The 13,439-nt window shown below is 44.1% G+C and carries 10 protein-coding genes; 3 read left to right on the top strand and 7 right to left on the bottom strand.

Going from position 1 to position 13,439, the window contains the following annotated elements:
- Positions 1-3: 3 nt before the first annotated feature.
- The 7 genes from LEP1GSC052_RS00625 to LEP1GSC052_RS00595 form a co-directional block, all read right to left on the bottom strand.
- Positions 4-1,401 carry an MBOAT family O-acyltransferase gene (locus LEP1GSC052_RS00625; RefSeq protein WP_010572439.1) on the bottom strand — a complete coding sequence of 466 codons (1,398 nt, stop codon included), beginning with the start codon at positions 1,399-1,401 and terminating at the stop codon, positions 4-6.
- The gene (locus LEP1GSC052_RS00620) at positions 1,398-2,558 is read right to left on the bottom strand and encodes an SGNH/GDSL hydrolase family protein (RefSeq protein ID WP_010572440.1); all 1,161 of its coding nucleotides are present in this window, start codon (positions 2,556-2,558) and stop codon (positions 1,398-1,400) included. Before LEP1GSC052_RS00620 ends, LEP1GSC052_RS00625 begins: the two co-directional genes overlap by 4 nt.
- A gap of 14 nt (positions 2,559-2,572) precedes the next feature.
- Positions 2,573-3,988: an MBOAT family O-acyltransferase gene (locus tag LEP1GSC052_RS00615; protein ID WP_010572441.1), complete on the bottom strand. Its 1,416-nt coding sequence runs from the start codon at positions 3,986-3,988 to the stop codon at positions 2,573-2,575.
- A 73-nt stretch (positions 3,989-4,061) separates the two neighbouring features.
- Positions 4,062-5,447, bottom strand: a complete 1,386-nt coding sequence (locus LEP1GSC052_RS00610) for a hypothetical protein (protein ID WP_020985492.1) — start codon at positions 5,445-5,447, stop codon at positions 4,062-4,064.
- A 166-nt stretch (positions 5,448-5,613) separates the two neighbouring features.
- On the bottom strand, positions 5,614-6,216 hold the full coding sequence (locus tag LEP1GSC052_RS00605; RefSeq protein WP_010572442.1) for an LIC20162 family protein: 603 nt from the start codon (positions 6,214-6,216) through the stop codon (positions 5,614-5,616).
- Positions 6,217-6,220: 4 nt separating this feature from the next.
- The gene (locus tag LEP1GSC052_RS00600) at positions 6,221-7,363 is read right to left on the bottom strand and encodes a glycosyltransferase family 4 protein (RefSeq protein ID WP_020985481.1); all 1,143 of its coding nucleotides are present in this window, start codon (positions 7,361-7,363) and stop codon (positions 6,221-6,223) included.
- 31 nt (positions 7,364-7,394) lie between these two features.
- A complete protein-coding gene (locus LEP1GSC052_RS00595; protein ID WP_020985459.1) occupies positions 7,395-8,765 on the bottom strand; it encodes a glycosyltransferase family 87 protein in 1,371 nt (456 codons plus the stop codon).
- A 147-nt stretch (positions 8,766-8,912) separates the two neighbouring features.
- Between LEP1GSC052_RS00595 and queA the strand changes: the two genes are divergently transcribed.
- The 3 genes from queA to LEP1GSC052_RS00580 all read left to right on the top strand — a co-directional run bounded on the left by queA (position 8,913) and on the right by LEP1GSC052_RS00580 (position 13,326).
- Complete coding sequence (gene queA / locus LEP1GSC052_RS00590; RefSeq protein WP_020985422.1) at positions 8,913-9,959, top strand: tRNA preQ1(34) S-adenosylmethionine ribosyltransferase-isomerase QueA; 1,047 nt, start codon at positions 8,913-8,915, stop codon at positions 9,957-9,959.
- A gap of 62 nt (positions 9,960-10,021) precedes the next feature.
- Entirely contained in the window at positions 10,022-11,644 is a 1,623-nt protein-coding gene (locus LEP1GSC052_RS00585) for an AAA family ATPase (protein WP_010572444.1), read from the top strand.
- A gap of 293 nt (positions 11,645-11,937) precedes the next feature.
- A complete protein-coding gene (locus tag LEP1GSC052_RS00580; RefSeq protein WP_020985372.1) occupies positions 11,938-13,326 on the top strand; it encodes a hypothetical protein in 1,389 nt (462 codons plus the stop codon).
- The last annotated feature ends 113 nt before the right edge of the window (positions 13,327-13,439 follow it).

Here is a 13,439-nt window from a genome sequence, read left to right as displayed (position 1 = left end):
TCCTTAAAACTGAAAGTAGATAAAGTCCTGACCCTTACCCGCGTAATTGGAAAGAAGTAGAACCAAAAGGATTAGAAAAACGGATATTACGATTTTCTGATGTTTGAAATAAAAACGCGGAACCTTTTCGAAATATTCCAAAGTGTGGAGCAAAAATCCTCCGATCAAAAACGGAGCCACCAGATCGGTTCTCAAAACGTGTTTTGCGGGTTCGGCGGCCCATTGAACTCCGTGAAAAAGGATATGCCAAGCGTCACCTAACGTCTGAGAACGAAAGAACACCGCGCCGATCACGAAAATTCCGTAAACGAAGGACGCTCGGATCACGAACCAAACGATTCCTTTTTCGGGCAACTTGGGAATTCCGAGCCGATCCATCAAACGATCGATCGTAAGACAGATTCCGTGCCAAAAACCCCAGATCACATACGTCCAACTCGCTCCGTGCCAAAAACCGCCTAACGTGAATGTGACGATGAGATTTACGTAAACCTTCGGCTCGGAAGTTCTCGAACCGCCTAACGGAATGTAGATATAATCCCGAAGCCAGGTCGCGAGTGTGATATGCCATCTTCTCCAGAGATCCTGAATGCTCTGACTGAAAAAAGGCGCGCGAAAGTTTACGGGAATGTTAAATCCCATCAGAAACGCACAACCCCGAGCGATGTCCGTATAACCGCTGAAGTCGCAATACACCTGCCAAGTAAAACCCTGCACCGCGAGAAAAAGAGAATAACCGTCGTATTCGGAAGGATTTCTAAAAACGGGATCGACCAAGGAAGAGATGTTATCCGCAATCAAAATCTTTTTCGCGATGCCAAGCCCCAAAAGATAAAGCCCCGCATACACATACGAAGGTTTGATTCTTACCTTATCGAGGATCGGAAAAAAATCCTGATGTCGCATGATCGGACCCGCGACCAACTGCGGAAAGAATAGGATGAACAAAACGAATCTGAAAAAACCGCAGTCTTCCGTGATTTTTCCGCGATAGACGTCCACGACGAACGCGATGATCTGAAACGTATAAAAACTGATCGCCAAAGGGAGAATGATGTGAAAACCGAACGTCTTCTGATCCAAAAATCCCCAGCCGCTCCAAGCGTATAAGTTATCCGTAAAAAAGTAAAAGTATTTAAAAACTCCCAGATTGATCAGATCCAGAACGACGACCGCCCTAAGAACTCCGAGATTTTTCCTTTTAAAAAGACTTTGAATCGCAAGATAATTAATATAAAGAATCGCTAATAGATGAAAGAGAAACGGAATGCTCCAGGTCGCGTAAAAAACCAGGGACGCGATTACGATCACCCATTCTCTGTATTTTCTTCCGTCGTAAGCCCAGTAAAAAACGTAAACACAAAGAAAGAAAAGAAGAAAGAGGGTGGAAGTAAAGATCATTTGTTTTCCTTACTCAGGACCGATTTTAAATCTTTTGCGAATTCGGAAGTAAGTTTTAACATTCCGATCGAATTGAGATGGATCAGATCGTAGTAGTAATCTCCGTTGTCCGGTCCGTCCAAAAGATCCTGATAATCGAGTAAAGAAACCGGATCGGAAGGATGGATTCTCGCGAGTTCCCGTTTCCAAACCTCGTTTCGTTCGGGCAATCTCCACTGTTGAATCAACTGACTGTAAGGAGCGATCATTCCGACGATTTTGATTTCCTGCCCGTTTTCTTTTCCGATTCTACGAATCTCATCGTGAAGAATTTTCAATCGATCGAAGTATTGTTTCGTCACCGCGTCTTCGTTCGCGTTGGTCAGTGGATTGCTCGAGATGATACAAGTATCAAAGATCGCCTTCTTATGAAAACGATCGGAACCTTCGGGGATCGGTTGTCCGTTTGCTGGATCGGTTTTTGCGACACAATCCGGAATGTTCTGAATCGGATACATGCTGATTTTTTCTTTGTAAGAATTCTCGTAATCCCAAGGATCCGAGTTTTCCTTTTTAAGACGTTTGCCTATGTCCTTGATTCTTTTGGAAGGATTTAGGATCAAATCCTGAATGTCTCTTCGATAAGCGATCGATTTCAGGGTGATATAAGCGAGATCGTCCGCGTTTACGTCGTAACCGAAATCGTAAATTCTCGGATAAACCTGCAAACGATCAAACTCGGAGATCATCGCAAGCGTATGCAAGTTCAGAATTTTTTGACCGACCCAAGGAGTTGTGATCTCGAAAACGTGAACCACGGTTTTTACTTTTTTAAAGTGGGGAAGAGTTTTTAAAACGGCGAGATCCTGAACGATCAATTCGGTCCCGGGAATCGCGATCGATTGGATTTTTTTTCCCAAAGGAGCGAGTTCTCTGTTCAAAAGAGGAAGGGACAATCCTTGATACGCGACCGATGTTCCGACGATCAAAACGTCCGGATCGAATTCGTTTTGTTTTTCGATCACGTGGTTCGTGATTCTCGAAACGTTGGCCGCGTACGAATTCTTTTTAAGAAAAGGACGATAACAACCGAATTGCATTCCGGTTTCGAGAAACACAAGAATCAAAACCGGAATCCAGAATTTCGAATCTTTGATAAACGCAAGATATTCTTTCATAACGGATGATTGTCCTAAAACGCAAAGTAGAGAAAGCTCTGACTTTCCGTGATTCCGAAAATCAAAAGCATAAAGACGTTCGCGAGAAAAAACAGAACGAACTTCCAACGGCTTTGAACCATCTTTTCGATATTGTTCTTAGCAAACAGATAGGAAGCCACGAAACAAACGAGCAAAAGAAGCCCGTACATATAATTCGAATATCCTTTGACTCCGACAAAACCGTCCGGACCGAGAAAGAGAAGGGACTTCATCATAGGAACTGCCTTTTCCATCGTTTCCGCGCGGAACATGATAAACCCGAACGTTAGGCAGAACATCGTAAAAATTCTCGCGCAAATATCGTAGACCATTCCTCCCTTTTCGTTCAAGAAAGAGGATATTCTCGTTTTTGCATATTCTCTATGTGCAAGAATCATAATACCTTGCCAGAGTCCCCAGCCGATAAAATGATACGCGGCCCCATGCCAAACTCCCGCGAAAAACCAAGTGATGAAAATGTTCCGATACGTTAAGAACGCGTTTCCTCTCGAACCTCCGAGCGGAATAAAGATATAATCCCGAATCCAAGTCGAAAAGGAAATATGCCAACGGGACCAATGATCGGTGATGTTTCGAGCGACCATCGGGAAGTTGAAGTTCGGATCGAACTTATAACCGAAAAGACGCGCGACTCCGATCGCGATGTCCGTATAACCCGCGAAGTCGAAATAAATCTGCCAACCGAACGCGAGCGCGCCGGTCCAGATTTCGATCGGGTTTAAAGTCGCGTAATTGGCGAACGTGGAATCCACGACCTTCGCGAGGTTATCCGCGAACACGATCTTACGGGTAAAACCGATCAGGATCTGAGCGAATGCGATTTGAATGTCTTCCTTCTTAACCGCAAGAGGAACGTCCAAATCACGGAAGAAAGTCTGAGCGCGTACGATCGGACCCGCGACCAACTGCGGAAAAAAGGAAACATACAGAGCAAAATCCAAAAAGGATTTTTTCGCTTCGATTTGTCCGCGATATACGTCGATCGTATAACTCAAAGATTGAAACGTATAAAACGAAATTCCCACGGGAAGAATGATATCGTAATATGCGAATTTAAAACCCGCAACCGGAGTCAGATCGTTTACCACGCCCAAAAGAAAGTTCGTATACTTAAAGTAGGCGAGTAATCCCAGATTCGTTACGAGGGACAACACGAGCCAAACTTTTCTTCTTTGCGAACCGGGAGCCGCCGCTTGGATTTTTAAGGACGCGAAATAATCGATTACGATCGAATAGAGCAAAAGAATGATGAATTCTTTTCTCCAAGACATGTAGAAATAAAAACTTGCCGCGAGAAGAAAAATTCTTTGGATCTTTCCCTTGAGCAAATGATTGAGAATGAGGACGATCGGAAAAAAGAATAGAAAATGAAGCGAGTTAAAGAGCATGTTTCGTCTAAATCAGTATTTTAAAAGACCTGAAGAGCAGTTTTTCAAAATTGAATTTCCTTACAACTTCAATTTAAGGTCTTGGAGGTTTGGATTCCACGGCGAAAATCCCCGTTTTTTCCGTCTCGGGAGGATAAACTTTTTCGGGAAGAATCGAATCCAACTTAAACTCGATTCCTTCGATATAGCTAACGGATTTTTTTACGGAACGAGGATAGGTCGAAAACGAAAAATTGACCAAAAACAAAAGAAGACACCAAGAAAAAATCAAGGAATGAAACAAAGCCCTGCTACCGAACGCGAACGTGCGAAACTCCAACGACTTCAAGGTCAATCCCGCGAACAAAATCATACCGATCGAAGCTCCCACCCAAAATTCGAAAAAATAACCTTCCCACCAAGTATAAAACACGATCGAAGGAATTAACCAAAACGAAATTAATACGACTTCGATTCGAAAACGTTTCCAGACGTTTCGAACGTTCAAAAGAAAAAGGATGAGAATGGAAACCCAAAACGCGAGATTGAGATTGTAGGGAAGCGCCTCCCTTTGTCGCCAATCGTGCAGACGCACTCTCAAACCGTTCTTTACGCCTTCGAAGTTCAAAAACGCGTCCCCGATCCCGCGATAAAAATTCATCACGTAGTTTTTCGATTCGGGAGAATTTCCCCATTTGTCCTTGGTAGCGTATAAAAAAAGCCAGTTCGCGAAATTTCTTTCGCTGTCGAGAGATGCGGAAAGATTTCGATTTAATAAAATAAATCCCACGTAGAGATAAGAGAGCGTGAGAATTCCCACCAAAAGAAAACAATAAACGAAAAGATATCGTAACTTTGCGGAAAGAAGAAATTCCTTTCCCTTCCACGTTTGCGAAAACAAAATCGAAATCGGAACCAAAGGCAAAAAGAGAATATCCGATTGATGAAAATAAACTCCAAAAAGCTGAATGCAGAAAAGGATCGAAACCGAAACGGGAGAATGTCCTTTCTTCGCAAAGTAAACGCAAAGAAGATATAAAAGAGCGGTCAAACAGGAATGTACGAGCGGAGTATCGTTGTGTTGCGCGTAAAACCAGAATCCCTGCGAGAAATGAATCGCAAGACCGAGGACAATGGCGCCTAACGTGTCCGAGTAGATCTTTCGGTAGATCCAGACAAAACAGAAAAGAAACAGAAGAGCGGAAACGAGAATTCTCAAACGAAGACCGAACATCACGGAATCCTTGCCGAACAATTCTCTCCAAAGTTTGAGATACAGATAACCCGTACTTTCGAAACCGAGGTGATGCGGGTTGTAGAAAATTCTCCAGGTAAGATCCGAATTGATATTGTATGCGTAGACGATCGCGTCCCAATCATAGTGCCTGGAAAGAAAACGCAGATCGAAAAGAAAAACGCAGAATATAAAAAGGATCAGAAACGCGAAAAAGATCCTATTTTGTAAAAAAGAAAATTTCATCCGGGATTTACTTCGAGTTCCGATGTCGCGTGTTTGAAAGTTTCGTTTTCTTTTGTCGAGAATTCTTTTTTATTTGTTCCGACAAACGATCCGACCGAAAAAACGATTGCAGAAAAGGTTTCAATTCTCCGGGGCCTCGTTTTTCCATTAAGAACATACTAATATTCTAATATTTAAAAAGGTTTTGGATCAGATTCCGGTTTTGAGAGCGAAAGAAAAACGGAGAATGGATTCCGAATTCGGAAGCGATTCCTTCGGATCTCAGATCGGGAGTGACCACAATGATTCTTTCCAAACCGAAAATTTTCCGAAACAAACCCGTTTTGTGCACGATCTGAATCCCGCTTTGTTTGCGGTTCCATTGAAACACGTTCTTACCCAAAAGACTTTTCGTTTCCAAAAATAGAACGTCGCCTTTGAGAGAAACGGCCGTAAAACAGGTTCTTCCGATAAAACGAATCCAATCCAAAAGGAACGCGAATCCGATATAACCGAAGGTAAGATAACCGACCGCGAGATACAACCTTTCGTCCTGTAGGATCGGAAGGTTCAATACCTTCGGAATCAGAAGAAAATCGACGAACTTCCGCAGATACGACGCGGCCAATTCTCCGCCGAGGAAACATCCGTATAACACCGCAAAGACGATCAGCGTAGTAAAAATCGGAGGGATCGGATTGATCTTCAATCGGATCGGCGCTCCCGAAGAAACTTCGTCCGCATTTAAGGATTCCCAACCGGAATAGATCTTTTTTTCGTTCTGTTTCATATTCTTAATGCTGCAATTCCTTTCTGTGTTTCCAAAGATCGATCAAACCGTCTTCGATTTTTTTCGCCGTTTGATCCCAGGTCCATTGGGAAGCGTCCCAGACGCGTTCTCTTTGCAGTTTTTTCTGCGCGAGTTGTGCGAGCGAAGAAACCCAGGAATCCACGTTCAAAGGTTCCGCGAACAAGTCCGTTCCTCGTTCCAAAATTTCGTGAAAGACAGGAATGTCCGATGCCACGCAAATTTTTCCTTCTCGCAAAGCCTCGAGCAAGGGAAGACCGAATCCCTCGTGAATCGACGGAAATAAAAACGCGGAACATTTTTGATAAAGCCAAGCAAGGACCTCGTCGGCCGGATTCTCTACGAAAAAAATTCCTTCGGACTCGAGCGTTCCTTCCTTTAACAGTTGCGTAAGACCTTCGGACTTCCAACCCAAACGACCCGCGATTACAAGCGGAAAAGGATAGGAAGAATTCTCCCGTTTCAATTTTCGATACGCTTCGATCAAGGTTCCCAAATTCTTTCGAGGTTCGAGCGTTCCGATAGTAAATAAAAAATTTTCGGGAAGTTTACGAAGAGGTTCTCTCAAAGAAGGAAAGGATTCCACTCCGGGATATACGACTTTCAACTTCGGATCCAAATCCTTTCTGAATTTCAGAATATCCTGTCTCGTATTTTCGGAAAGACAAAACACAAGATCGGCCCGGTTCAACGTTTTCGGAGAAAGAATTCTATGTTGCCAATAGTTCGCGGTCGTCATCGTCTCAGGCGCGGAACGAAAGTTGAGATCGTGATAGTTCACCGCGGTCAACGCGTTTCCGCAGGAAAGAGGAAGCAGTTGTAACGTTCCCCAAAAAAGATCGAGTCGATCCTTTTTGATTCGTTTCGGAATCGTCCAGTTGAGCCAAGCGACTCCGGGAAGTTTTCCGGTCATAAAAAAACGAGAATTTACGTTGGAAAGAATATCGTAAAACACCGTATGAATCGGTTTATTCGAATACAAATAGTATTCGAGCGGGGATTCGCTCGTAATCAGTCTTCTTAAAACTTCGGCGAGATATCTTGAATTTCCGGTGATTCCGTAGGCGAGAGGACGTACGTCCACTCCGACCCTAGGTTTGTATTTGAGTTCGTTGGTTCGAATCGGCATAATAAAGTCGGCGGTCCGTTCTCGGTTCGTATTAATTTTTTTTGGAAAAAGAAGGTTCGTATTTTAAAGCGAATAAAAGCAGAACGTATTGAAAGATCGCGAAGTATAAAAGATACGATGCCATCATCAGTTTTTCTTCGGTTCCACCTCCGATCACGGAACGGTTGCAAAGAAGAATCAAAACCGAACCGACGACGAAAAAGAAAGTAACTTTATCGTTTTTGAATATTAAACTTATGGAATCTCCGATCTTTTTCAACCCGGAATCGGAGCTCGCTGTCCAAAAAGGAAGAATCGAATTCTCCGCAAAGGTCCAAGTGCGGTCCAAAAGAATCGCGGAAGAATACAAAAGAAAAACGAACGCGTGCACCCAGGAAATTCCGCTGAAGATGACCGAAAAAACGAAAAGACAACCGAGAGCGAACTCCGCGTTTCTTTTCGCGAAAACGATCTTAAAAAACGGAATCACAAGAATCAAGGAAAGAATATAATAAATTCCTTTTACAACGGATTCGCTCAGTTCCCGGATCGGATAACCGTGTTGGGATTGATTGAGAACGTCCGCGTAATTCAAAAAGTATTTTGCGAGAGTCGCGTTCAAACTTTGGTTGTTCTTCCAAGCACGGAACAAAGGAGACTTGAGATAATTGTCCAAGATCAGTTGTTTCCAAGTGAGAGTCATCTCGATCGTAAACTGCGGCGCGTATAAACAAGGAAGAAAGATCCAGAAAAGACTGAAAACGAACGTGTAAAAGATCGCCCAATACCTTTTTTGCATCAGGAAAAAAAGAACGAATGCGCCCGGAGTGAGTTTGATTACGATCGCAAGCCCGAGAAGCAGACCGGACAACCAATCCTTACTGGTATGAACGGAAGCGAGAATTAAAAAGATCAGAAGAAAGCCCACTTGGTTGTTGTTCTGATGATTCTCCAAAAAACGAAGATTGAGCAGACAAAGAACGACGAAAAAAACGAGATTCCATTTTCGATTCAATCGGACCGAAAGAATGTATAAGGAACCGAGCAGGGCCGCAAAGTTTAAGGTAAGAAAAATTCCCGAAGCGATCTCGTAAGGAAAAAAGGAAATCGGAATCAATAAAAACGCGAACGTAGGAGGGTAGATATAGGAACCGAGTCCTTCCATCATATCCTTGAGTTGCAGAAAAACCTTCGGGGTAAACGCCTCTTCGATTTTGATTTCACCCGATTGAAGTTTCGCGAGAATCTCGTCGATCTGTTCCAGATTGTATAAATTGTTTCCTTGGGTAAAACGAACGGATGCGTTATAATAATCCCGGAAGTCGGAACGGTTTGCGGATTTGGAAATTCCGTTGATAAAGAGGAGCGTGAAAAACAAAACGGTTCCGATTAGAATCCAGGTTTTTCGATCTCTCAATTGCATTCTGAAACACTTTTCAACGGCACTCGAAAAGCCAACCAATAAAATTCTCCATCAAGAACGCTTTCCTTTCGGCCCATTCGAAAACGGAGGCACGGATAAAAGAAAAAAGATTCTCCTGCGACGCGACAGCAAATCCACTGCAAATAGATGTTGTTTGAAGACCTCAAAGAATTCGAGTTTATTCTTCCCGAAGAAAGAATCGCTCGTTATCCCGCGCCCGACCGGGACGAAAGCAGACTGATGGTCCTCGACGTACGTTCCGGAAATATCTTGAGTGAACCGTCGTTTAAGAACATCGTCTCTTATCTGAAGGAAGGGGACGTTCTCGTCGCCAATCACACCAAGGTAAGCAAACGCAGGGTTTATCTCAAAACGGAACTGCGAGTTCACGAGGCCATGTTTTTGGAAGAGCACAACGGAATCTGGAAATGTAAGATCCGAAATTCCAAAAAACTAAAGGACGGAACGCGGCTTACCGACGAAAAAACAAGACGCATAACGTTTGCGGTGGAAAAGAAAGAGGAAGAATTCGTTTTTTTAAAACCGGAACGTCCGCTTACGGAAGAGGACTTCGAACAAATCGGGGAGATTCCGATTCCTCCGTATCTCAAAAGGGAAGCGAACTCCGAAGACGAAATCCGTTATCAAACCCTATTCGCAAAAACTCCGGGATCGATCGCCGCTCCGACCGCGGGTTTGCATTTTTCGGAAAAATTATTCGCGACCTTACGGGAAAAAAAAATCACCCTTTGCACCTTGGAATTGAAAGTCGGATACGGAACCTTTCAACCTCTCACCGAAGAAAATTTTCAAAATCAAAAACTGCATCGGGAAGAATTCTTTCTCGGAAAAGAAAGCGTTGAAATTTTAAACCGAGCCAAACAAGAAAGAAGAAGAATCGTTTCGATCGGAACCACAACCTTACGCGCGCTCGAGTCTGCGTATGATCGTTCAACAAATTCTTTCCAAGAAGGTTGGGGCGCGACCGAACTTTTTATCCGTCCCGACGATCTACTGTACAGTTGCGAAGGTTTGATTACGAACTTTCATCTTCCGGGTTCGAGTTTGCTTTTGCTCGTTTCCGCGTTCGCGGGAAAGGATCTGATTTTAAAAGCGTATCAAAAAGCGATTCGGGAAGAATTTAGATTTTATTCCTACGGGGACGCGATGCTGATCCTAGGAAAAAAAGGATAGAGCCGAGCGCTTCCGTACTTATTGATTGATCGTAGTAGGAACCTAAGGGAGAATCGTTTTTAGTGATCAAAAGAATAACTTCCAATCAGTCGGCAATCAAACTCCACGCGGGAAAACAAAAACCGCAAAACGGACTTCCCGATTTTTTAGCCTTTCACAAAGAAGAACTCAGTTCCCTGCCGACCGCTTTGGAAAACCCCGGAATTTTTTCCAACATTCTCATTACCGGTCCGGGACTTGAAAGCAACCTGACCTTACTTCAAACATACATATCCGGTCTTAAAAAAAATATCAAAGTCATCTGCGATCCTCATCCCGGATTTTTAACCCTCGCCGGTTTTCCGGGAAACACAGAATACCGTCCCGGAAAAATGGCCGAAGCCGACGGAGGTTATCTGCTTCTTCCGATGCGCGCTCTTACGGAAGATTCCAATCTTTATTTTCTCATCAAAGAGGTTTTGCAAACGGGGAGAATCGACTTTTTAACTCTTCCCGAAATGACCGGATCCAAAGAGATGAATCGTTTTCATCCTTCGGTCAACACAAGATTCAAACTGATTCTCGCGGGAGAAGAGGGCGAAGTCGATTTTATCTCGGGCGTCGATCCGGATTTCTACGATAGTTTTTCCTTTAAGATCCATCTTCCGTACGAAGCCGTGATGAAAACGAAAAAGAATCTCGAACTTTTCGGAGGACTGATTCGCTCCTGGGAAAAACCGGGCTATCCTGGTTTCGATTCTTCGGCGGTGGACACGTTACTCGAAATCGCTCTTCGTTGGAACGACAGCAAAACCAGACTTTCCCTTTCCTTTGCGGAACTGAGAACCTTCGTGGGAGAACTTCTGGTTCTTTATAAAAAAGAGAAGAAGCCGATCACGAAAGCGCAAGTCGAATCCGCGATCGAAACGATCGAAAAAAGAATCGCGGTTCACAAAAGAAGATATCTGGAAAGCGTTCGCGAAGGTTTGACCACGATTCAACTCAAAGGAAAAAAGACGGGGAGAATCAACGGACTTTCCGTGATCTTACTCCATTCTTCCTTATCCGATTTCGGTCAGGTGAATCAGGTTTCGGCTCGGGTCGCGCTCGGCTCCGGAAACTTTATCAACATCGAACGGGAAGTGAATCTTTCCGGAGATCTTCATGATAAGGGTGTTTTTATATTACAATCTTATATTAAAGGAATGTTCTCTCATATCCAATCGTTCGGGTTGGACGCTTCCATTCTTTTTGAGCAGAATTATTCTCCCATCGACGGCGATTCGGCGAGTTGCGCGGAACTTCTTGCGATTCTTTCCGCGCTTTCCGGTCTTGAAATTCCGGGAAACATCGCGGTCACGGGAGCCCTTTCTCAGTACGGGGAAATTCTTCCCGTAGGCTCGGTGAACACAAAGATCGCGGCTTGGTACGAAATCATTCAGATCGTCGGAAATTCTCGGGACAAATATTCGGTGTATATCCCGACCGCGAATCTAAGGGATTTGAATCTTCCTTCTCATATCCGTAAAGCGATGGATAAGGGAAAATTTCAGATTTTCACCTGTTCCCACGTGGAAGAACTGATTCCCGAAGTTTTTGGGATTCCGGCCGGAAAATTCGGTAAAAACGGAAAATATCCGCAGGGAAGTCTGTTTCACTTGATAGAGGAAAGAATCGACCGGAAAAAAGAGGAAGAACACGAATAGAAACCCAAGTTTACCGAGTGATGCGACAGAATCTAAGAAAAAATTTGTTTCCTAAGCTTAGAGCGGATTCCAGTTTGGAAGAAAGGAAATCAGAACTCGTTTTTTTTTTGAATTATTGTCACTTTATTGTCTTTGTCGCAAAATTCTTTCGTAGATTTGTATAAGCAAAACCGGTCCGACGGTCGGAGAAAAGATTTTCTATCTGAACTATTCTCCCTAAACTCTTCGTCCAATACCAGACTTGTGTTTGCTTCTGGTCCTTCGACTCTGATTACCGATATTAAAAATAGAACATGAGACTCATCGGGGCGATCAATATTCAATCCTCCTTGCTTGTCAGTGGTTTGTCCGCACTCGGACTCGGCGTACTCATATCCGTCGCTCAAGTAAAGACTCCGGAAAATTTTCAGGAGATAGAATCCCTTCCTCTCGAAGAGAAAAACGATCCTTCCAAATCCAGTCCTACCCTTAAGGGCAAACACGAGGAACCGAAAGACATTCAGGTATTTCGGATTCTCGGTTCGAAACGCGGCGCCCTTTGGGAAGGTTACGAAAAAGATTTGGAATTGAAGAACGATCCGGGTTCGAGTTTTGCAAAAGTCGGAAACGGTTGGAATCCGTTTCCTTCCCGAAATTCTTTAGGTTCCAATCAGCCCGATTCCATGTTCAACGATCAGAATTCCGCTTGGACCGGAGCCCGTTTTTTCGGCGGCAAACAGGGGAAAATTCAGATGAGCTCCGCGGTTCGTCCGCTCAACCCTTTTTCCGAACTTGCACCCGCCTCACGGGGAAGAAAGTCCGACCCGTTCGGAACCTCGGATAAAACCGGCGTCAACCAAGCCACGTTAGACAACTTTGAACTCAGTTATTCCGTTCTTCCCGGTGTGGACGCGATTCTCAAAACGGGGAATTCTCTTCCGTATACCGCCGATCAAAAGGATCAGGGTTATTCCATGGCGGGATTCTCCTTTAAACCGAACGAATACGTCAGCACGAAAATCGTTTCGGGAAGTTCCTTCGGCAATTCCAGTCTTACCGCAAACAGACTTTCGTATTCTCCGCATTCTTCCAACGCGCAAGCGATGAACGTGGATCCGAACGTCGGCTCCAATCCGGTTCTCAGAAATCAAGCGATGGGAAACAACGGCGGAAGAGTGATCGAGTGGCAGGCGAACATCCAACCGATCCAACGTCTTTCGTTTCAAACCTCGGTCTTGAATAAGGAAAAGGACAAAGGTCTTTATAGTCCCGAAGCCGCGCGTTTTTCCATGTTCATCGACTTCACGAAAATCATTCTCAACGTTCGATACAGTTATTCTGCGGACCCGAACACAAGAGCCAACGGTCTTTATATCACTCCGGAATCCGACGCGACCACCTTGGGTTTTACGATGCTCTTGGATCCCGCGGGAAGATATTCTTTGTTCTTCGGAAACAACTATTACAATCTTCTTTCTCAGAGAAACACGGGAGTCAACACGCAGGTCGACGAACCGTTACGCTCCTTTTCGGCGAGTTTCCGAGGAAAGACCAGTTTTCAAAACGCGATCTTTTTCATGAACTTCAGAAACAATCTTTCCAAAGGCGTGATTTATACGGACGTGGGTCCGTTTAGACTTCCCGCTTATTCCCAGTATTATTCGGAATACTTCACTTCGTTAGGAATGGAACTTTCCTTTTAAATTCTTCCTCTTTTCTAGTTGCCCGTTTTTTACGTTTTAAGAATTTGATGGAGAAGGGAATCGCGCTCGATGAAAATCGCGGAGCCTTTCTCGAAATCAAAACCATCTTCAAA

The organism is Leptospira kmetyi serovar Malaysia str. Bejo-Iso9, from assembly GCF_000243735.2.
Taxonomy (GTDB): Bacteria; Spirochaetota; Leptospiria; order Leptospirales; family Leptospiraceae; genus Leptospira; species Leptospira kmetyi.
The sequence above is the reverse complement of the archived record's forward strand: the minus strand, read 5'-3'. Positions and strand labels throughout refer to the sequence as shown.